The sequence below is a fragment of the Thermomonas alba genome, from assembly GCF_022419205.1.
GTDB classification, from domain to species: domain Bacteria; phylum Pseudomonadota; class Gammaproteobacteria; order Xanthomonadales; family Xanthomonadaceae; genus Thermomonas; species Thermomonas alba.
Genome location: NZ_JAJOZU010000005.1, coordinates 32,007 through 53,013, shown reverse-complemented (window position 1 = coordinate 53,013; position 21,007 = coordinate 32,007). Strand labels below are relative to the sequence as shown.

The following is a 21,007-nucleotide window of genomic DNA, read 5'->3' as shown; positions in this document are numbered from 1 at the left end:
GCCTAGCGGAAACGCCGGCGCCGCGCGTCGGGTCGAGGCTAGAATCCGCAGGATGAAGCCCGGCCCATCCGCATGATCCCGCCCGCTGCGTCGCCCGCGCTCTCTGCCATTGGCTGGCGCTGGACGCCCGCTACTCTGCCGCCGGCCTGGGCGGCGCTGCTGGCGGCGCACCCGCAGGCGCGTCCGGCGCGGGTGGTGGAGCAGCACCGCAGCGGTTATCGGGTCGCGGAGGCGCCGGAGCAGGCCTATCCACTGGAGTCGCTGCCGCAGTGGCAGCGCGCCGGCAGCTACCGCAAGGGTGAACTCAGCCCGGAGGAACGGCCTGCGGTCGGCGATTGGGTGCTCATCGAGGGCGCCTCTCGCGCCCATCTGCGAGCCCTTGCCCTGCTGCCGCGACTCTCCGCGATCAAGCGCGGCGCCGCCGGCGAGCATTACCGTCAGCAGGTGATCGCCGCCAACATCGACACCGCGTTCGTGGTGTGCGGGCTGGATGCCGATTTCAACCCGCGCCGGATCGAGCGCTACCTGCTGCTGGTGGCCGGGCATGGCGTGCAGCCGGTGGTGGTGCTCACCAAGGCCGATCTGGAAGGGGCCGACCCACAGGCGGCACGCCAGGCCTTGCAGGGATTGCAGGTGCCAGTGCTGGCGCTGAACGCGAAGGCGCCGCAGGCGGCTGCGCAGCTGTCGCCGTGGCTGTCGCCGGGGCAGAGCGTGGTGCTGGTGGGGAGTTCCGGCGCCGGCAAGTCCACCTTGACCAACACTCTGCTCGGGATCGAAAGGATGAAGACCGGCGCCGTGCGAGATCACGATTCGCGCGGTCGTCACACCACCACCCATCGCGCGCTGATCGCGCTCCCGTCCGGGGCTTGCATCATCGATACGCCCGGCATGCGCGAGCTCAAGCCGACCGGCGAGGAAGATCTGGCGGAGAGCTTCGCCGACATCGAGGCCCTGGCCGCGCAGTGCCGCTTCCGCGATTGCCGGCACGCGCGCGAACCCGGCTGCGCGGTGCGCGCGGCGGTCGAGCGCGGCGCGCTGGACGCGCGGCGAGTGGCGAACTTCCTCAAACTGTCGGTCGAAGTGGCCGATGCCGCCGACCAACTCGCCGCCCGAGTGGCGCAGAAAGCCGGGTCGCGCGCGCCGGGCAAGCCCGCGCGCCGACCGTCGGAGCACCCGCATGGCCGGCGCTGACGCGATCGCCCACCACGCGGCGCTGGATGCGCGGCTGGCGCGGGCGGCCAAGCCGATCCGTCTGCTCAGCCTGGCCAGCTGGCCGGCCAGCGAGCAGCAGGCGTTCCTCGCCGGCTGGGCGCGCGGCAATCCGCGCCTGCCGCAATACCAGTATCCGAAGCTGGACTTCTCCGACGCACGGCGCGAGCTGTCGGCGATCGCCGCCGCCGCCGACCCCACCCATCCGCTTGGGCAGTACCTGGTCGAATCGGCGCAGGGCTGGGTGCTGGCCGCGGAGCTTCTGGAACATCTGGGCACGCCGCAGGTGACCGACCTGTCGATCGCCCTGTTCGGCACGCCCGACCAGATGCTGCCGGGCGGCATCAGCACCCGGGTCGCGGCCAACCACTTCCTGCGCGTGGCCGACGAGCTCGATCGCGAGCTGGTGGCCGACGCGGAGCAGGTGCAGATCTCGGCCGAAGCGCTGGCGCTGCGCCTGCAGGCCGCGCTGGACGAGTTCTTCGGCGGCCGGGTGATCGCGGTGGAGCTGGACCCGGACCTGATCGCGAAAGCCGCGGCCGGCGCCAGCCGGATCCGACTGCGCGCGGGCGCGGGCTTCTCCGACTATGACTACCAGCAGCTGCTGCAGCACGAGGCCTACGTGCACTCGCTGACCGCGCTGAACGGCCAGCGCCAGCCCAACCTGCCCAGCCTGGCGCTGTCCTCGCCGCGGATCACCGCCACCCAGGAAGGGCTGGCGGTGTTCGCCGAGCAGATCACCGGCAGCATCGATATCGAGCGTCTGAAGCGGATCAGCCTGCGCATCGAGGCGGTGGCGATGGCGCTGGAAGGCGCCGACTTCGTACAGGTGTTCCGCTATTTCCTGGAGTCCGGGCAGAGCGAGGTGGAAAGCTTCACGTCCGCCCAGCGCGTGTTCCGCGGCGTGCCCACCAGCGGAGGTAGTGCGTTCACCAAGGACACTGTGTACCTGCGCGGCCTGATCGGCGTGCACACCTTCTTCCGCTGGGCGCTCAAGCAGGGCCGCCTGCGCCTGTGCCGGCGTCTGTTCGCCGGCAAGATGACCCTGGCCGACGTGCAGCGCTTCGAGCCGCTGTTCGACAGCGGCGACCTGCTGGAGCCCACCTGGCTACCGACCTGGGTGGCGCGCGCCAGCGCCTTGGCAGGCACCCTGGCGTTCTCGCTGTTCGCCAACCGCATCCGGCTGGAACAGCTGGGTGCCGATGGCGGCGTGCTGGACATGTGATCAGCGTAGCGGTTGCAGCCGGCCTTGCGCGGTGATCTCCATGTCTGCGGAAGTGCCTGGCGCGACCAGCTGCACGCGCCCGCCGATGGGCACGCCCGCATAGCGCGGGATTTCATGGGTCAGCCGGCGGAACACCCACTCCGGCGCGTCGGCGGCTGGGCGCAGCCGCAGCGGCGGGCCATCGCCGCGGGCGGCCACGGCGGCGGCCAGTGCCGGCGAGAACACCGCCTGGAGGCGGCCCACCTGCCGGATCTGGCGCATCACCAGCGCCCCGTGCAGCACTGCCAGTACCGCCAGCAGCGCGATCGCCGCACGCCCGGCGCGCGAGGTGTGCGGCCACGCGCCAGCCAGCACCAGCGCGGCCAGCGCCGAATAGCCGTAGCCGTACTGGTTGGCGCTGGTGGCCAGCGGCAGCACCGGCAGCAGGGTGGCTAGCCCGCCGAGCAGCCACAGCGCTGGCCAGCGCCGACCGGCGCGCCACAGCGCCGCCAGCACGCCCAGCCAGACCAGCGCGGCGGCGAGCGCCAGCGGCAGCCGGCGCAGGCTGTTGCCGATTTCGAAGATGGGCAGCAGTGGCGGGAACAGCTGGTACTCCAGCCAGCGGCGCGGCACATGCCAGGCCGAGAGCACGTACGGCGCGCCGGCCTGCGGGGCGTGCAGCAGCGCATCCCAGCGCCAGGCCAGCCAGGCCGCCGCCACCGCCGCGGCGGCGCGCCACGCCGCCCGCCATGTCCGCGGCCGCCCCTGCCACCACCCGCCCAGCCACAGCAGCGGCGGGATCGCCAGCGCCGCCTCCTTCGCCAACAGGGCCGCGGCGGTCAGCACGGCGGCGGCCAGCGCCGCCTGCCACGGATGGCGTGCGCGCTGCACCGCCAGCCCCAGCAGCAGGGCGCAGAACAGCCACAGCAGGTCGGCGATGCAGCCGACCCAGCCGTGTACGTAGGCGGCGAACGGGCTGAGCGCGAAGCCCAGCGCGGCCAGTGCGGCCGGCCAGCGGCGCAGCCCGAAGCCGCGCCCGAGCAGCGCCAGCAGCACCGCGTTGGCTGCGCCCCAGGCCACCAGCACCCCGTGGAACCGCATCGGGGTAGCGAACAGCGCGCGCGACAGGGCCATCCACGTCGAAAACGTCAGCGGGCGGTACTGGAAGGCGTGGGTGTCGCGCCAGTGCGCGGTGCCGCCGTCGGCGGCGAACACCGCCCACTGCAGCTCGTCATGGCTGAAATAGCCGGGATTGCGCAGCAGCGGCCACGACAGCAGCAGCACCGCGATCGCCAGTAGCAGCAGCCAGGGGGCATCGGAGTATCGGGAAGCGGGCAGCGGGGCGGTCACGCGCGCGGAACCTCGATGGCGAAGCCGGTATCATCCCCGAACTGCAGTCGCGCGATCGCGCAGGGAATACGCTTCGATGTCCGATCACTCCGCCCAAGACGATCTCAAACAGGCCGCACTCGAGTATCACCGCATGGCCCCACGGGGCAAGATCCGGGTCATTGCCACCAAGCCGATGGTGACCCAGCGCGATTTGTCGCTGGCCTATTCGCCCGGGGTGGCGTTTGCCTGCGAGGAGATCGCCGCCGATCCATCCAAGGTCAGCGAGTACACCGCGCGCGGCAACCTGGTGGCAGTGATCTCCAACGGCACTGCGGTGCTGGGCCTGGGCGACATCGGGCCGCTGGCCGGGAAACCCGTGATGGAAGGCAAGGGCGTGCTGTTCCAGAAGTTCGCCGGGATCGACGTGTTCGACATCGAGATCGCCGAGCGCGACCCGGACAAACTGGTGGAGATCATCGCGGCGCTGGAGCCGACTTTCGGCGGGATCAACCTCGAGGACATCAAGGCGCCGGAGTGCTTCATCGTCGAGCGCAAGCTGCGCGAGCGGATGAAGATCCCGGTGTTCCACGATGATCAGCACGGCACCGCGATCATCGTCGGCGCCGCCGTCCTCAATGCGCTGGAGGTAGCTGGCAAAAAAATCGAGGATGTGCGGGTGGCCACCACCGGCGCCGGCGCGGCCGGTATCGCCTGCCTGGACATGCTGGTGGCGCTCGGGGTCAAACCCGAAAACATCCTGGCCTACGACCGCGACGGCGTGATCCACACCGGCCGCGCCAATCTCGATCCGGACAAGGCGCGCTATGCGCGCGACACCGACAAGCGCACTTTGGCCGAGATCGTGGCCGGGGCCGATATCTTCCTGGGCCTATCCGCCGGCGGCATCCTCACGCCGGAGATGGTGGCCACGATGGCGGAGAACCCGATCATCCTGGCGCTGGCCAATCCGAACCCGGAGATTTTGCCGGAGGCGGCGCGTGCGGTGCGTCCGGACGCGATCATCGCCACCGGCCGCAGCGATTACCCGAACCAGGTCAACAACGCATTGTGCTTCCCCTACATCTTCCGCGGCGCGCTCGATGTCGGGGCCACCACCATCAACGAGGCGATGAAGCTGGCCTGCGTGCGCGCGATCGCGCAGCTGGCGCGGATGGAATCGTCCGATCTCGGCGCGGCCTATGGCGGCGAGGTGCCGACTTTCGGCCGTGACTACCTGATCCCGCGCCCGTTCGACCCACGCCTGCTGACCATGCTGGCGCCGGCGGTGGCGCAGGCGGCGATGGAGTCCGGCGTGGCCACCCGTCCGATCGCGGACATGGCGGCCTATCGTGAAAAGCTCGGCCAGTTCATCCACCGCACCAGCCTGATGATGAAGCCGGTGTACGAGCGCGCGCGCGCCGACCGCAAGCGCGTGGTGTACGCCGAGGGCGAGGAGTTCGTGGTGCTGCGCGCGGTGCAGACGGTGATCGACGAAGGGCTGGCCTTCCCGATCCTGATCGGACGGCCGGAGGTGATCGAGAGCCGTATCGCCAAGCTTGGGCTGCGCATGCGCGCCGGGGTCGATTTCGAGCTGACCAACATCAACGACGACCCGCGCTTCGACGACTACTGGCGCCAGTACCATGCCATGACCGAACGCCGCGGCGTCACCCCGGATGCGGCCAAGAACCTGATGCGCTCGCGCCCGACCCTGATCGCCGCGCTGATGGTGGAGCGCGGCGAGGCGGATGCCCTGATCACCGGCATCGTCGGGCGCTATCACAAGAAGTTGGGCTACCTGCGCAGCGTGTTCGACTTCGAGCCGGGCATCACCGGCACCGCCGCGATGACCGGCGTGCTCAATGATCAGGGCGCGTGGTTCTTCGTGGACACCCACGTGCAGGTGGACCCGAGCGCCGAACAGATCGCCGAGGCCACCCTGCAGGCCAGCTATCGCCTGAAGCTGTTCGGGATCGAGCCGAAGGTGGCGTTGCTGTCGCATTCCAACTACGGCAGCCATACCGACGCCAGCGCGCAGAAGATGGCGCGCGCCTATCAGATCCTGCGCCAGCGCGCGCCCAGGCTGGAGGTGGACGGCGAGATGATGGCCGACACCGCCTGGGACGAGGCGCTGCGCCAGCGCATCTTCCCCAACACCCCTCTCAAAGGGCGCGCCAATCTGCTGGTGATGCCGAACCTGGACGCCGCCAACATCGGCTACAACCTGGTGCGGGTGGCCACCGGCGGCGTGGCGATCGGCCCGATTCTGATGGGGCTGGACCAACCGGCGCACATCCTGACCCCCGCCGCATCGGTGCGCAGGATCGTGAACATGACCGCGATCGCCGCGGTGGATGCGCAGATCCGCGCCGAGCTGAAGGTCCGCGCCGGCTGACGCTGCACGGGTCTGCAGGAGCCTGGGAACTGCGGTCGGCACCTTCCGCCGGTGCCGTCCCGGGCATGCCATCTTCACTGCGCCGGCTCTGCTTTGCCGTAGGTCGGCTGCGGGTAGGCTTACGGATGATGAAAAATCCGGGTAAAACGTGATTCAAGCTGCGATAGAGCCACTTTCGCCCCACCGGGCTTGCTAGACTGCGCCCTCACCATGGTTTCCAGTGAGGATGCGCGATGAACTGGCTCAACGAGATGCTGCAGGACGATCCCGATCCGCAGGAGACCCGTGAGTGGATCGAATCGCTCAAGGCAGTGATCGACCATGACGGCCCGCAGCGCGCCCACCAGCTGCTGGAGGGCATGGTCGAGCTGACCCGCCGCGCCGGCGCGCACCTGCCGTTCTCACCCACCACCGACTACGTCAACACCATCCCGGCCCACCTGGAGCCGCCGATGCCAGGCGACCCGCATCTGGAATGGCGGATCCGCTCGATCATCCGCTGGAACGCGATGGCGATGGTGGTGCGCGCCAACCGTAAGCCGGGTTCGTTGGGCGGGCATATCGCCAGTTTCGCCAGCTCTGCCACGCTGTATGACGTCGGCTTCAACCATTTCTGGCGGGCGCCGTCCGAGCAGCACCCGGGCGATTTGCTGTTCATCCAGGGCCACAGCGCGCCGGGCATCTATGCGCGCGCCTTCCTCGAGGGCCGCATCAGCGAATCCCAGCTCGACCACTTCCGGATGGAGGTCGATGGCCGCGGCGTTTCCAGCTATCCGCACCCGTGGCTGATGCCGGATTTCTGGCAGACCCCGACCGTCAGCATGGGCCTGGGCCCGCTGGCGGCGATCTATCAGGCCCGCGCTTGGAAATACCTGGAAGCCCGCGGACTGATGCCCAAGACCGATCGCAAGGTGTGGTGTTTCCTGGGCGATGGCGAGACCGACGAGCCGGAGTCGTTGGGCGCGATCGGGGTGGCCGGCCGCGAGGGCCTGGACAACCTGGTGTTCGTGATCAACTGCAACCTGCAGCGGCTGGACGGGCCGGTGCGCGGCAACGGCAAGATCATCCAGGAGCTGGAGGGCCAGTTCCGCGGCGCCGGCTGGAACGTGATCAAGGTGATCTGGGGCAGCTACTGGGATCCGCTGCTGGCCAAGGACACCAGTGGCGCGCTGCGCAAGATCATGATGGAAACCGTGGACGGCGAGTACCAGAACTGCAAAGCCTTCGGCGGCGCCTACACCCGCGAGCATTTCTTCGGCAAGTCGCCGGAGACGCTGGCGATGGTCGCCAACATGAGCGACGAGGACATCTGGCGCCTGAACCGCGGCGGCCACGATCCGCACAAGATTTATGCCGCCTACCACGCGGCCATGCAGACCAAGGGCATGCCTACCGTCATCCTGGCGAAGACGGTCAAGGGCTACGGCATGGGTGCGGCCGGCGAAGCGCTCAATCCCACCCATCAGACCAAGAAGCTGGACGACGACGCGGTGCGCGCGTTCCGCGACCGCTTCCAGCTGCCGATCAGCGACGCCCAGCTGAAGGACGGCGCGATTCCGTTCTTCCGTCCGGACGAGAAGTCGCCGGAGATGGAATACATGCGTGCGCGCCGCGCCGCGCTCGGCGGCTATCTGCCGCAGCGCCGGCGCAAGACCAGCAAGCCGCTGCAAGTGCCTCCGCTCGCGACCTTCGAGCGTCTGCTGAAATCCACCGGCGAGCGCGAGATCAGCACCACCATGGCGTTCGTGCAGATGCTCAACATCTTGCTGCGTGACAAGCAGGTGGGGCCGCGCTGCGTGCCGATCGTGGCGGATGAGGCGCGCACCTTCGGCATGGAGGGCCTGTTCCGCCAGCTCGGCATCTACGCGCCGCAGGGGCAGAAGTACAAGCCGGTGGATGCCGATCAGCTCATGTTCTACCGCGAGGACGCGGCCGGGCAGGTGCTGGAGGAAGGCATCACCGAGGCCGGCGCGTTCGCCAGCTGGATGGCGCTGGCCACCAGCTACAGCGTCAGCGATCTGCCGATGCTGCCGTTCTATATCTACTACTCGATGTTCGGCTTCCAGCGTATCGGCGACTTCGCCTGGCAGGCCGGCGACATGCGCGCGCGCGGCTTTTTGCTCGGCGGCACCGCCGGTCGCACCACGCTGAACGGCGAGGGGCTGCAGCACGAGGACGGACATTCGCACGTGCAGAGCGCGCTGATTCCCAATGTGCGCAGCTATGACCCCACTTTCGCTTATGAGGTGGTGGTGCTGATCCAGCACGGCATGCAGCGGATGCTGGCCGAGCAGCACGATGAGTACTGGTACCTGACCCTGATGAACGAGAACTACCCGCATCCGGAAATGCCGCCCGGCAGCGAGGAAGGGATCATCAAGGGGATGTATCTATTCAAGGATGCGGGCAAGCCCAAGAAAGGCGAGCTGCGCGTGCAGCTGCTCGGCAGCGGCACCATCCTGCGCGAGGCGATCGCGGCGGCCGAGCTGCTGGATGCCGATTTTGGCATCAAGGCCGACATCTGGTCCTGCCCCAGCTTCACCGAGTTGGCGCGCGACGGTGTGGATGCCGAGCGCTGGAACCGCTTCCATCCCGAGGCCAAGACCCCGCGCAAGCCGTGGGTCACGCAGCTGCTGGAAGGCCGCCAGGGCCCGGCGATCGCCGCCACCGACTACGTGCGCGCATTTGCCAACCAGATCCGCGAGTTCGTGCCGATGCGCTACACCGTGCTCGGCACCGACGGTTACGGCCGCAGCGACACCCGCGAGAACCTGCGCCGCCACTTCGAGGTGGACCGCTACCACATCGCCCATGCCGCGGTCGCGGCGCTGGCTGCCGAGGGCAAGCTGACCGCCAAGGACGTGGCGCGCGCGATCAAGCTGTACAAGCTGGACGCGGACAAGCCCAACCCGCTGCTGGCCTGAGCCGGCCCGCCGGGGACCGGCACCCGGCCGGGACGTTCCCGGCCGGTGCGGCCTAAACCTTTTGTGTCGGCGCGGCATCCCAGTGGCTATGCTGATGTCCACCATGCCGATGCCGCAGGCCATGCCGCCAGCCCCGCTGGAGGATGACGACGCCGATCTCGCCCGCCGCGCCGCGCAGGCCGATGTGGCCGCGTTCGAACAGCTCTACCGCCGGCATCACCGGCGCCTGCACGGGGTGATCGTGCGGCTGGTCGGGCAGGCCGGCACGCGTGCTGAGGATCTTACCCAGGAGGTCTTCCTGCGTGCTTGGCAGGCTTTGCCCACGTTCCGCTTCGACAGCGCCCTGTCCACTTGGCTGCATCGGCTGGCGGTGAACACCGCGCTGATGGAGCTGCGCGCCCGCCGTAACCGGCCCTGGCACGAGGACGACGCGGCGCTGGACGCGGTGGCCACGCCCGACACCGCCAGCCGTGCCCAGCTCGGGCGCGACCTCGGCCGTGCGGTCGCCAGCCTGCCGCCGCGCGCCCGCGCGGTGCTGGTGCTGCACGACGTGGAGGGATGGACGCACGAGGAGATCGCCGCCGAGCTTGGCATGGCGGTGGGCAGCTCCAAGGCCCAGTTGCACCGCGCCCGCAGCCTGCTGCGCGCGCGCATCGGAGATGGCACATGAGCAATCCGCACGAGACCGACGACATCGCCCTGCGCCTGGCCCTGCGCGGCCTGCGCCGGGAGATCGACCCCGGGCGCGACCTGTGGCCGGAGATCGCCGCGCGCCTGCAGGCGCAGGGCGCCACGCCGCCGCCCACCCGCCTGCGGTCGCACCGGCGCGGCTGGCAGTGGCCGCTGGCGCTGGCCGCTTCGCTGGCGCTGGCACTCGGCCTGGCCTGGCAGCTGCGCCCGGGCGTGACGGTCGGGTCGGGTTCGCCGCAATCGGCTACGCAGGCCCCGATGCCCGCCGCGTCGACCATCGCCGTGGCCGCCGACACCCACGCGGCGTTGCCGCCGGAGGCGGCGCTGCTCACCCGGCATTACGAAGCCGCGCTCGCGGAGATCGGCCTGCGCCAGGTCCCGGTCAGCTGGCAGCCGGGCATGCAGGCACTCGACCGCAGCGCCGAGCAGATCCGCCAGGCGCTGCGCGAGCAGCCGGACTCGCGCCTGCTGCTGGAACGCCTGCGCCAGACCTACGCCCGCCGCATCGCCTTGGCGCGGCGCGCCCTTTACGCCTGAGGACACCGACCATGCGCCTGTTCGCCCCCCTCCTGTCGCTGGCCCTGCTGGCCACCAGCCTGCCGGCGCTGGCCGGCACTCCGATCGACCAGACCCGCCCGCTGGATCCGCGTGGGCGGGTCGAAGTGGAAAACGCCCGCGGCCGGGTCGAAGTGGTGGCCTGGGACCGTCCGGAGGTGAAGCTGTCCGGCACCCTCGGCACCGGCGTGGACAGGCTGTCGGTGGAGGGTGATGCGCGGGTGCTGCGGATCAAGGTGCAGTACCCGCCGCGCAGCAAGAACCCGGAGCCGACCCAGCTGGTGCTGCAGGTGCCGCGGCTGGCCGACCTCGAAGTGGACACGGTCAGCGCCGACATCCGCGTCAGCGGCGTGGCCCCGCGCGAGCTGTCGCTGCAGGCGGTGAGCGGTAGCATCAGTGCCAACGGCGCGCCCCAGCGCGCGCGGATCAGCGCGGTCAGCGGCGACGTGCAGCTGGCGCTGAACACGCCGCAGCTCAAGGTCGAGACCGTCAGCGGCGACCTCGTCCTGCAGGGGCGCCTGAACGGCGAGATCTCGCTGGAAAGCGTGTCCGGCGACATCCGCCTGGACACCCTCGGCGAGCGCCTGCGGCGGCTGTCCGCCAGTAGCGTGTCCGGCGACATGCAGCTGAAGGCGGCACTGGGCGAGGATGGCGAGATCCGGCTGGAATCGGTCAGCGGCGAGCTGCGCCTGCAGCTGCCGGCGACGCTCTCGGCCAACCTGTTTGCGGAAACCTTCAGCGGCAAGCTCAGCGCTCCGGGTGCGGTACCGAAGAGGGAGGGCTTCGGGCCTGGCTCCAGCCTGCGCGCCCGCTACGGTGCCGGCAGGGGCGAGGTGCGCATGCAGACCTTCTCTGGAGACGCCAGCCTGGTCTTCCCCTGAGTAATCGTCCGTCTTCCGAGTCAAGCCGTGCAGTAGCAGTAGTGCAGTCGTGCCGGGATTTGGGCGCTTGTGTGGTTGGCCCGTCGGCCCGTATGCGGGCAGTGCGGGCCAGTTGCTAGCCGTGCAGGGCTTCGCGAATCCGGGCAGATGGAGGCCGCCATCCTGGGCCGCGCCGCGGTTCGGTCATGCAGCAAAAAGGCCGCATCCTGCGATGCGGCCTTTATGTTGGGGGGGCGTCGTCCGGAGCGTGCCTGGCACCGCACAACGGAAAGGCGGGATCAGAGGTCCTGCTGGTAGCGCACGTAGGGCACGGTGCCCTCGTCGCTCTCGCTGCCCTTGGGGGCGAACGGGTTCTTGCCGCGGGTGATCACGTTGTCCGCGCCGATGCTGAGCTGGCCATTCCACGGGGTGCGCCAGGTCAGACCGAGGCCCACGCCCTTCCATACGTCGCTCTCACCGGGCACGTTCACGATCCGGCCGATGATGCTGGCGCCGAAGTTGCCATAGCCGCCGCCGATGCTCAGGCTGCGGGAGTTCCACTGGTCGGCGAGTTGCGGCACTTCGGTCGCGGGAATCAGGCGCGCGCGCGCCACGGTGCCCCCGACGTTCACGAAGCCCTCGCCGCCCCAGGACTTCTCGGCGAACAGGGAGACGTCTTTCTGGTTGTAGCGTGCGCCTCCCAACGCGCCCGGACTCAGCCAGGCGGGCAGGAGGTCGTGTCCGCTGCCCACGCTCACGCCGGCTTTGGCGCCGGGGCGTGTGAAGTTCAATCCGGCGCTGGAATAGCGGCTGGTGGTGCTGTTATTGCCGCCACCGTCGAGCGACGCCAGCACGCAGCCCGCGAGCTGGCCGATCGCCGGCGCCATGCCGCTGCGGCGGTCGCACAGCAGGGCCAGCGAGTTTCCGGATTGCAGGCCGAAAGTGGCCTCCAGGGTAGTGCCGCCGAACTGCCAGCGATTGCTGCCGTTGAGCCCGGCCGCCGGCTCCAGCATCAGCACCGCTTCCAGCTTGCCATTGGCCTTGTTCAGCACCGGCAGCATGCGGGCATCGCTGCGTTTGTCCTGCCTGGGCTGCTGCCTGGCCTGCGCATGCACGGCGCCGCTGGCAACGGCCAGGGCGAGCGTGGAGGCGACGAGTGGCAGGAGGCGCGATGACATGGCTGCCTAATAGACTGACCGCGAGCGGCAAAGTTCCTTTGCAGAGTGAAACTGGAGGTTAGCTTGTTTATGTTTCCTTAACAAGCGGCCGGCAGCGACTGTGTGCGCTCCGTCACGCCGGCGTTCGGACCTGGCAAGCGCGAGCGGCGCGAGGTCATTGCAGCGTCGCCGGGGTGGGGTGGGCGGCCGCGTCCTGCGCGAACAGGGTGGCGATCTGGGTGGCATCGAAGCGGTAGTCCTGGCCGCAGAACTCGCAGGTGACGCGCGCCTGGCCGCCTCCGGCCGCGACCGCGGCCGTGGCCTCCTGCCGACCCAGCGAGACCAGCATCGCCTCCACCCGTTCGCGTGAGCACGAGCAGGCGAACGTCAGCGGCTTTTCGCCCAGCAGCTGCGGAGTTTCCTCGTGGAACAGGCGATGCACCGTCTCGGCTGGCGGCAGCGTCAGCAGTTCCTCGCGGCCGAGGGTGTCGAACAGGGCGCTGGCGCGGCGGAAGCCGTCCTCATCGCCCTCCGCGCCGGGCAGCTTCTGCACCATCAGGCCAGCCGCATGGGCACCGTCGCAGGCCAGCAACAGGCGCGTGGGGAGCTGCTCGGACTGCTGGAAATAGCCTTCGAATGCGGCGTCCAGGCGGCTGGCCTGCAGGCTGACCAGGCCCTGGTAGCGCATCGGCTCGGCATCGCCCAGCGCGGGGTTTTCGATGGTGATCGCCAGCAGCGCGTCTTCGCCCAGCGTGCGCAGATCTCGCGGCGGTGGGCCGGCATCCTCGCGCAGGCGCACGATCCCGCGCAGGCCGCCGGCGGCGGTGCACTCGGCGAACAGGGTGCCGATCGCGCCGGAGCTGCGCAGCTGCACCGATAGCCGGCCGGCGACTTTGGCATGGCCGGTGAACAGGGCGGCAGCGGCAGCGGCCTCGCCCAACAGATGGGCGGCGACCTCCGGATACGGGCGACGGGCGGCGATCGTCTGCCAGGTCGCGTCCAGATGCACGGCGACGCCGCGTACGCCGGCATGAGGCAACAGAAAGCGCAGCAGGGTGTCTCGGGATTGGGGCATGACGGTTCCGTGGTGACGGGCGCGCACGGGATAATGGCGGCGCCGAGAGGGAGACGTGAATGATGCAACGACTTGGGGCGCGCGTGGTGCGATCGCAAGGGCGGCTGCCATGAGCGGCCGCTGGAAGCGCCGTCTGCGCGGCTGGTGGTGGAAGCTGCCGCTGCTGGGCATCGCGTTGAGCACCGCTCAGGTAGTGGCGCTGCGATTCGTGGATCCGCCGCTGTCGGCGTTCATGCTGGCACGCTGGGTGGAGGCCGCGCTGGAGGGCGACCCCGGGTTTCGCGTGCGCTATGACTTCCGTCCGCTGGCGCGCATTTCTCCGCAGCTGCCGTTGGCGGTGATTGCCGCCGAGGATCAGAACTTCCCGCGCCATCATGGGTTCGATTTCGACGCCATCGAGAAGGCCCAGGCGCACAACGCGCGCATGCTCGCGCGCGCCGAGAAGCGCGGCACGCCGGTCAGGCATCTGCGCGGGGCCAGCACCATCAGCCAGCAGACCGCCAAGAACCTGTTCCTGTGGCAGGGCAGCGGCGCGACACGCTGGCTGCGCAAAGGGCTGGAGGCGTGGTACACGGTGCTGATCGAAGCCCTGTGGCCGAAGCGCCGGATCCTGGAGCTGTATGTGAATGTCGCCGAGTTCGGCGATGGCGTGTACGGCGCGCAGGCGGCGGCGCGCCGCTTCTTCGGCAAGGATGCGCAGGCGCTGACGGCGGCCGAGGCGGCGCGGCTGGCGGCGGTGCTGCCTAGCCCCAGGCGCTACGCCGCTGCCCATCCCGGCCCTTATGTGCAGCGGCGCGCGCAGGCCATCCAGCGGCAGATGGTGGCGCTGGGTGGGGTTGGCTTGCTGCACACGCTCGACTGAAGGCGCAAGTCGACGCGCTGGCATACTGCGCGCATGCACGAGATCCCGTCCGAGGACTGCCAGCTGACCCTGGTGGTCGCCGCCTGCGACGAGGCCGAGGCGTTGCCTGCGCTGTGGCCGCGCCTGCGCGCGGCGCTGGAGATGGCCGAGCGCGAAGGGCTGCGCGCGCGTCTCTTGCTGGTGGATGACGGCAGTCGCGATGGGACCTGGGCGCTGATGCGGCGCTTTGCCGGCGAAGATGCGCGGGTGGCGCTGCTGCGGCTGTCGCGCAATTTCGGCAAGGAGGCCGCGCTCACCGCCGGACTCGATCACGTCGAGACCGGCGCGGCGTTGATCCTCGATGCCGACGGACAGGACCCGCCCGAGCTGCTGCCGCAGTTCGTGCAAAAGTGGCGGGAAGGCTTTGATGACGTGCGCGGGGTGCGCATCACGCGCGCCGGCGAGGGCTGGTTCAAGCGCGCCAGCGCGCATCTGTTCTACCGACTGATCGCGCGCCTGTCGGCGACCCCGGTGCCGCGTGATACCGGCGATTTCCGCCTGCTCTCGCCGCGCGCGCTGGCGGCCCTGCGCCAGCTGCGCGAGCGCCAGCGCTTCATGAAGGGGCTGTTCGGCTGGATCGGCTTCAATGCGGTAGAGATCCCGTACCAGCGCGAGGCGCGCGCGGGCGGCCGCAGCAAGTTCGGCTTTTGGCGGCTGTGGAACTTCGCGCTGCAGGGCATCACCAGCTTTTCCACCGCGCCGCTGCGGCTGGCGACGTACGTGGGGCTGCTGACCTCGCTGCTGGCCTTCGGGTTCAGCGCCTGGGTGGTGCTGCGCGCGCTGCTGTGGGGCGATCGCGTGGCCGGCTGGCCATCGCTGATGTCGGTGATCCTGCTGCTGGGCGGGGTGCAGCTGATGGCGCTCGGAATGATCGGCGAATACCTGGGCCGGCTGTACGAAGAGGCCAAGCAGCGGCCGCTGTATCTGGTCGATGCCTGGCTTCCGGCCGGCGATGATCGGAGTATCCTCGAAGCATCCTCCCGGACAAAAGGAGACCGCCATGCGTACGGTTCGTCAGTTGTTGGATGCAAAGCCAGCCGGGATTCTCTCGATCACACCTGATGCGCCGGTGATCGAGGCGCTGCGCCGGATGGCGGAGCACGAGGTCGGCGCGCTGCTGGTGATGGAGGGGCCTGAGCTGGTGGGAATCGTGTCCGAGCGCGATTACGCGCGTAAGGTGGTGCTGCTCGGCCGCGCCTCGAAGGACACCCCGGTGCGCGAGATCATGACCGCGCAGGTGCGCACGGTGTCGCCTTCTGACACGGTCGAGCACTGCATGCAGCTGATGACCGATCGCCGCATTCGTCACCTGCCGGTGCTGGATGGCGGGCAGGTGGTCGGCGTGCTGTCGATCGGCGACCTGGTCAAGGCGGTGATCGAGGAGCAGCAGCAGACGCTGGAGCAGCTGCAGCGCTATATCGCCTCCTGACTGCGCCAGCGGCCACGGGTGCTTGTGATGCCGACAGCGGGCCGCCGCGCGAGCGGCCGCGTCTGCCGGTCGATGCTCAGGCCGGAACTGCCTGCGCGTGCTCGCGGGTGGCCAGGAACTGCACCTTGGGTGCGCGCTCCTGCGCCAGCTGCAGGTTGACCCGCGAGGGTGCGAGATAGACCAAGGCGCCTGCGGCATCCAGCGCCAGGTTCATGGCGTTCTTCTCGCGGAACTCCTCCAGCGCGCGGGCGTCGTCGCAGCGGATCCAGCGCGCGGTGGCGACCTGCACCGGCTCGAACGTGGCCTCGACCCCGTACTCGTCCTTCAGTCGGTAGGCGGCGACGTCGAACTGCAGCATGCCGACCGCGCCTAGGATCAGGTCGTTGCTCATCAGCGGTCTGAAGAACTGGGTTGCGCCTTCCTCGCTCAGCTGCGCCAGGCCCTTCTGCAGCTGCTTGAGCTTGAGCGGATCGCGCAGGCGCGCGCGTCGGAACAGCTCTGGCGCGAAGCTCGGAATGCCGGTGAAACTGAGCGGCTCGCCCTCGGTGAAGGTGTCGCCGATCGCGATGGTGCCGTGGTTGTGGATGCCGATCACATCCCCTGGGTAGGCGCTTTCCGCGATCTCGCGATCGGAGGCCATGAAAGTCAGGGCATTGGCCAGCTTGACCTCCTTGCCGCTGCGCACGTGCAGGGCTTTCATGCCCGGCACGAAGCGGCCCGAGCAGATGCGCAGGAACGCCACCCGGTCGCGGTGCATGGGATCCATGTTGGCCTGGATCTTGAACACGAAGCCGGTGAGCTTTTCTTCCTGCGGCTGCACGCTGCGCGTGGTGGTGGCGCGCGCGCGCGGTGCCGGTGCGTGCTCGACGAAGAAGTCCAGCAGCGGCTGCACGCCGAAGTTGTTGACGCCGGAGCCGAAAAAGACCGGCGACTGCTTTCCGGCCAGATAAGCGTCCAGATCGAACGGATGGCTGGCGCCCTGCACCAGCTCCAGCTGCTCGCGCAGTTCGGCCAGCAGCTCTGCGCCGATGGCGGCTTCCACCCCTGGGGCATCCAGCGACGGGAAGATGGTCGAATCCTGGCGGGTGAAGTTGCGCCCCGGCTCGTACAGATGCACCTCCCCGCTGAGCAGATGCACCACCCCCTTGAGTCGGCTACCCATTCCGATCGGCCAGGTGACCGGCGCGCACTGGATACGCAGCACCGATTCGATCTCGTCCAGCAGCTCGATCGGGTCTTTGCCTTCACGGTCGAGCTTGTTGACGAAGGTCATGATCGGCGTGTCGCGCAGGCGGCATACCTCCATCAGCTTGATGGTGCGCTCCTCCACGCCCTTGGCCACGTCGATCACCATCAGCGCCGAATCCACCGCGGTGAGCACGCGGTAGGTGTCTTCGCCGAAGTCGGCGTGGCCGGGGGTGTCCAGCAGGTTGACGATGCGCCCCGCGTAGGGGAACTGCATCACCGAGCTGGTCACGGAAATGCCGCGCTCCTTCTCCAGCGCCATCCAGTCGGAGGTGGCATGGCGCGCGGCCTTGCGGCCCTTGACGCTGCCGGCCATCTGGATCGCGCCGCCGAACAGCAGCAGCTTCTCGGTGAGGGTGGTCTTGCCGGCGTCGGGATGGGAGATGATGGCGAAGGTGCGCCGGCGCGCGGCTTCGGATGCAACGTCTGTCATCACGGGATTATATCCGCCGCGGGATGTCAGCCGGCACGGGATTGCGCCGCATGGCCGGGATCGGATGTGATGCGGCGTGCGCATTCGGCGCATGTTTGGGGGGGTGTCGCCGACGCTGGCGGCGCGGTGTAATCTGCCCGGGTGCGGCTTGCCGCAGCGGGTGGGGATGCGCGATTGGCGTGGCCCCCGCCGAGAGTTGGGCACACCAGACGGGAAGGTGACGTAAGTGCGCATCGTGATTGCCGGGGAAGACGCGAGTCGGGCTGCGGAGTTCGACGCCTTGCTGGCTGATTACGGCCTGGACTGGACCATCGACTGGCTGCCGGTCGGCACTACGGTGGATCCGGCGATGTCCCCCTTCGATGTGTTCGTGTGCGGGCTGCAGCCGGGCCCGATCGGCGGTCCCGAGCTGCTGGCGCGGGTGGCTGCGCTGTATCCGCAGGCGGTGCGCATCCTGCTGCTCGAGCAGGATCTGCACGAGGTCAACGTGGATGTCGCGCAGGGCCTGGACGGCGCCCACCGGGTGCTGGCACGTCCGCTGGACCCGGCCGAACTGGTCACAGCGGTGGAGAGCGTGGTCGATCTGCGCGAGCTGCTCGACAACGATGCGCTCAAGCGCGTGCTGGGCAGGATCAATACGCTGCCGCCGCCGCCGCGGCTGTATCTGCAGCTGACCCGCCTGCTGCGCGATCCGGACGCCAGCAATGCCGAAATCGCCCAGACCCTGTCGCAGGATCCGGCGATCGCGGCCAAGGTTCTGCGCCTGTGCAATTCGGCGTATTTCTCCGGCGGTCGTGAAATCACCGACATGCGTGCCGCGGTCACCCGACTGGGGCATCAGACCTTGCTGCGAATGGTGCTGACCATCGAGGCGTTCGGTAGCTCCGGTCTGGTCAGCAGCCAGGAGCGCGAGGCGATGCAGGATCGCGCCCTGCGTGCGTCCAATCTCGCGCGCCGCCTGCTGCCCGGCCCCAGCGCCGAGCTCGCGGCCACCGCCAGCCTGCTGGCCGAAGTCGGACGTTTGCTGCCCGGGATCTCCGCGGGCGAGGGCGATGAGAGCGGGCCCGGATATGCCGAGGCAGGCGCGTATCTGCTCGGTCTGTGGGGGTTGCCGATGCCGATCGTGGAAGCGGTGGCCTACCAGCATCGACCGGCGCGGCTACGCACCCCGGGCTTCTGGGTGACGGGCGCGGTCCACGTGGCGACCGCGCTGGTCGCCGGGCGCGAGCCGGACGAGGCCTATCTGCGCTCGGTGGGCATGCTGGAGCGGCTGCCGCAGTGGCGCGAATGGGTGCAGCCGGCAGTGGCGGCCGAGGACGAGGCGTAACCGTTCCTGCCTGCGCCTGTCGGCCTGGTTGCGGGCCAGGCGGCTCCGGTGCCGTCAGCGCGACGTGTCCAAGATCCCATCAGGCGCTGTCAGCCGGAACGGGATCGACAGCAGCTGCATGCCGCGATTCACCTGCACCGCAAAATGCAGGTGCGGCGCGGTGCTGTAGCCGGTATTGCCGGACAGACCGATGGGCTGGCCAGCGTCCACCCGTTGCCCGACGCGCACCCACGCGCCGCCGTTGGCCAGGTGCGCATACAGGCCCATGCTGCCGTCGTCGTGCAGGATCCGGATGAGGTTGGCGCGGCTGGCATCGCGGTGGGGGTCCAGGCCGTGGCCGCGGAAGCCGTCCTGCACCTGCATCACCACCCCGCCGCGTGCGGCCAGCACCGGGGTGCCTTCGGGCGTGGCGAAGTCGATCGCGTAGCGGTTTTCCGGATCCTGGTGGCTGAAGTCGCCCTCGAAGCCCTGGTCGATGCGCGCGTGCGGGTCGGCCAGCGGCAGCCGGTAGATCACGTCGCGCGGACGCGCGTTGGAGCTGCCCGGGGTGGCCTCCAGCCGCAGTGTCAGAAGGCCGCTGCCGGGCGGCATGCGCAGGTGCGCCAGCAAGGTGCTGCCGCCAGCGGCGACGCTCGCACGTGCCGGCAGCGGCGGCTGGCTCCAGGCCGGGGGTGATCCGGTCGCGCTCACGCGCACTTCGATCGGCCCGGCCAGGTGATTGTCCGCCCACACCAGGTATTCACTGCCATTGGGTTCCACCCGCAGGCTGGCCAGCGCCGGGGGCGAGCCTGCGGCGGGCGCGGCCGGGTCGGCCGCCGGCAGCGCGGAGGGCAACAGCGCCAGCAGGCTGGCCGCCAGGAGAGGGCGTAGGGCGTGGGGCAGGGACGGCATCGGCGCGAGTATGCCGGAGCCGGCGGACATGATGATGCGTTATATGCATCGCTTTATCTGCATAAAGCGATTGACAAGTTCGCGGCGGCTGCGCAGACTGCGCGCATCCATCGAGACCGGCGGAGGGACAGGCCCTTGGATGCCGGGGCAACCTGCGGATGGCGCAAGCCGCCGCGAGGTGCCAAATCCTGCGGGGACCTGAGCGTCTGCCGGAAGATGGGTGCGATGCCGCGTGCGCGGCGCGCCGTGCCGATGTCGGCCTCCTTCCGCTCCCCGCATGACTCCGATGGGCCCTGTCCACAGCCGGAGTCTGTCGTGAGCTCTTTTCTCTGCGAAGCAATCCATCCGTCTCGCGCGCCCGCCGCTGCCGGAGCGCCGCCCAGGCCTGCGGCGGCGTCGGTGATTCCCGCGCTGCGCGGCAGCATCGATGCGGTGCTGGCCATGCGGTATGCCGGAACCCGCCGGCTGCGCCTGCAGTACGAACTGGCTGGCCCCGAAGACGCGCCAGTAGCGCTGCTCGCCGGCGGCATTTCCGCGCACCGGCACGTGGCGGCGAACGCGCTGGACCCGTCCCCGGGGTGGGCCCAGGGCCTGCTGGATGTGGGGCGCGCGCTGAACCTTTCGCGCTGGCGCATCCTTGCGTTCGACTACGTCGGTGCCGACGGCGAGCTGGATGCCCCGATCGACACCGCCGACCAGGCCGATGCGGCGGCGCTGCTGCTGGAGGCGCTGGGCATCGACGCCCTGCACGCGTTCGTCGGCTATTCCTACGGCGCGCAGGTCGGCCTGCAGCTGGCGGTGCGCCATCCGCAGCGGCTGCGCCGCCTGCTGGCGATCAGCGGCGCGCATCGCCCGCATCCCTACGCCGCGGCCTGGCGCGCCTTGCAGCGCAAGGTGGTGGCGCTCGGCCAACTGCAGTGCGCCGACGCGCAGGGCCTGTCGCTGGCGCGCCAGTTCGCCATGCTCAGCTACCGCACCCCGGAGGAGTTCGCCGCGCGCTTCGATGTGCCGCCGGTGCTGTGCAATGGCCGGGTGCGGGTGGCCGCCGAGGATTACCTGGACGCGGCCGGGGCGAAGTTCGTCGCGCGCATGCCCACCACCGCCTGGCTGCGGCTGTCCGAGTCCATCGACCTGCACCGGGTGGACCCGGCGCAGGTGCGGGTGCCGGTCTCGGTGATCGCGGTGGAGAGCGACCGCCTGGTGCCGCTGGCGGATGCGGTGGCGCTGCAGGAGGGCCTGGGCTGCCACGGCCGCCTGCGCGTGCTGCGCTCGGACTACGGCCATGACGCCTTCCTGAAGGACAGCGTGCGCATGGACGCGCTGCTGGCCAGTGAACTGGCCGCGCCGCTGCCGGCGCGGACCTGAACCCACCATGCCGCT

At 69.6% G+C, this 21,007-nt stretch carries 17 protein-coding genes and 1 riboswitch; of the genes, 12 read left to right on the top strand and 5 right to left on the bottom strand.

All coding sequences use genetic code 11. The features are described from left to right. Positions 1-72 precede the first annotated feature (72 nt). Positions 73-1,191 (top strand): ribosome small subunit-dependent GTPase A, encoded by a 1,119-nt coding sequence (gene rsgA, locus ML342_RS08845; protein WP_240126690.1) that lies wholly within the window; start codon positions 73-75, stop codon positions 1,189-1,191. After that, on the top strand, positions 1,178-2,434 hold the full coding sequence (locus tag ML342_RS08840) for a flavohemoglobin expression-modulating QEGLA motif protein (RefSeq protein WP_240126689.1): 1,257 nt from the start codon (positions 1,178-1,180) through the stop codon (positions 2,432-2,434). The genes rsgA and ML342_RS08840 overlap by 14 nt, the downstream gene beginning before the upstream one ends. On the opposite strand, the gene ML342_RS08835 is transcribed toward ML342_RS08840, so the two are convergent. After that, a complete protein-coding gene (locus ML342_RS08835) occupies positions 2,435-3,763 on the bottom strand; it encodes a hypothetical protein (protein WP_240126688.1) in 1,329 nt (442 codons plus the stop codon). Between the two features lie 76 nt (positions 3,764-3,839). Between ML342_RS08835 and ML342_RS08830 the strand changes: the two genes are divergently transcribed. The 5 genes from ML342_RS08830 to ML342_RS08810 all read left to right on the top strand — a co-directional run bounded on the left by ML342_RS08830 (position 3,840) and on the right by ML342_RS08810 (position 11,190). Beyond that, on the top strand, positions 3,840-6,140 hold the full coding sequence (locus ML342_RS08830; RefSeq protein ID WP_240126687.1) for an NADP-dependent malic enzyme: 2,301 nt from the start codon (positions 3,840-3,842) through the stop codon (positions 6,138-6,140). A gap of 233 nt (positions 6,141-6,373) precedes the next feature. After that, positions 6,374-9,064 carry a pyruvate dehydrogenase (acetyl-transferring), homodimeric type gene (gene aceE / locus ML342_RS08825; RefSeq protein WP_240126686.1) on the top strand — a complete coding sequence of 897 codons (2,691 nt, stop codon included), beginning with the start codon at positions 6,374-6,376 and terminating at the stop codon, positions 9,062-9,064. An 88-nt stretch (positions 9,065-9,152) separates the two neighbouring features. Further along, the gene (locus ML342_RS08820; RefSeq protein ID WP_240126685.1) at positions 9,153-9,734 is read left to right on the top strand and encodes an RNA polymerase sigma factor; all 582 of its coding nucleotides are present in this window, start codon (positions 9,153-9,155) and stop codon (positions 9,732-9,734) included. Then, the gene (locus tag ML342_RS08815; RefSeq protein ID WP_240126684.1) at positions 9,731-10,291 is read left to right on the top strand and encodes a hypothetical protein; all 561 of its coding nucleotides are present in this window, start codon (positions 9,731-9,733) and stop codon (positions 10,289-10,291) included. The genes ML342_RS08820 and ML342_RS08815 overlap by 4 nt, the downstream gene beginning before the upstream one ends. A gap of 11 nt (positions 10,292-10,302) precedes the next feature. Next, positions 10,303-11,190 (top strand): DUF4097 family beta strand repeat-containing protein, encoded by an 888-nt coding sequence (locus ML342_RS08810; protein ID WP_240126683.1) that lies wholly within the window; start codon positions 10,303-10,305, stop codon positions 11,188-11,190. A 278-nt stretch (positions 11,191-11,468) separates the two neighbouring features. On the opposite strand, the gene ML342_RS08805 is transcribed toward ML342_RS08810, so the two are convergent. After that, a complete protein-coding gene (locus tag ML342_RS08805) occupies positions 11,469-12,347 on the bottom strand; it encodes an XOO1806 family protein (protein ID WP_240126682.1) in 879 nt (292 codons plus the stop codon). Positions 12,348-12,501: 154 nt separating this feature from the next. Then, a complete protein-coding gene (gene hslO, locus ML342_RS08800; protein ID WP_240126681.1) occupies positions 12,502-13,401 on the bottom strand; it encodes an Hsp33 family molecular chaperone HslO in 900 nt (299 codons plus the stop codon). Between the two features lie 109 nt (positions 13,402-13,510). On the opposite strand from hslO, the gene mtgA reads away from it, so the two are divergent. From mtgA to ML342_RS08785, 3 genes are read left to right on the top strand one after another with little or no spacing between them, the layout of a single operon-like run. Continuing rightward, positions 13,511-14,263 (top strand): monofunctional biosynthetic peptidoglycan transglycosylase, encoded by a 753-nt coding sequence (gene mtgA, locus ML342_RS08795; RefSeq protein WP_240126680.1) that lies wholly within the window; start codon positions 13,511-13,513, stop codon positions 14,261-14,263. 33 nt (positions 14,264-14,296) lie between these two features. Beyond that, a complete protein-coding gene (locus ML342_RS08790) occupies positions 14,297-15,364 on the top strand; it encodes a glycosyltransferase family 2 protein (protein WP_240126679.1) in 1,068 nt (355 codons plus the stop codon). Continuing rightward, positions 15,303-15,731, top strand: coding sequence for a CBS domain-containing protein (locus tag ML342_RS08785; RefSeq protein WP_240126678.1), 429 nt, complete (start codon positions 15,303-15,305; stop codon positions 15,729-15,731). The genes ML342_RS08790 and ML342_RS08785 overlap by 62 nt, the downstream gene beginning before the upstream one ends. Positions 15,732-15,807: 76 nt before the next feature. Here the strand turns inward: ML342_RS08785 and ML342_RS08780 are convergent, their stop codons facing one another. Further along, entirely contained in the window at positions 15,808-17,409 is a 1,602-nt protein-coding gene (locus tag ML342_RS08780; protein WP_240126677.1) for a peptide chain release factor 3, read from the bottom strand. 226 nt (positions 17,410-17,635) lie between these two features. On the opposite strand from ML342_RS08780, the gene ML342_RS08775 reads away from it, so the two are divergent. Further along, a complete protein-coding gene (locus tag ML342_RS08775) occupies positions 17,636-18,736 on the top strand; it encodes an HDOD domain-containing protein (RefSeq protein WP_240126676.1) in 1,101 nt (366 codons plus the stop codon). A gap of 54 nt (positions 18,737-18,790) precedes the next feature. On the opposite strand, the gene ML342_RS08770 is transcribed toward ML342_RS08775, so the two are convergent. Continuing rightward, positions 18,791-19,627: a M23 family metallopeptidase gene (locus ML342_RS08770; protein ID WP_240126675.1), complete on the bottom strand. Its 837-nt coding sequence runs from the start codon at positions 19,625-19,627 to the stop codon at positions 18,791-18,793. A gap of 104 nt (positions 19,628-19,731) precedes the next feature. Then, a riboswitch (SAM riboswitch) is annotated at positions 19,732-19,850 on the top strand. A gap of 92 nt (positions 19,851-19,942) precedes the next feature. On the opposite strand from ML342_RS08770, the gene metX reads away from it, so the two are divergent. Continuing rightward, a complete protein-coding gene (gene metX, locus ML342_RS08765) occupies positions 19,943-20,992 on the top strand; it encodes a homoserine O-succinyltransferase MetX (RefSeq protein WP_439655188.1) in 1,050 nt (349 codons plus the stop codon). The last annotated feature ends 15 nt before the right edge of the window (positions 20,993-21,007 follow it).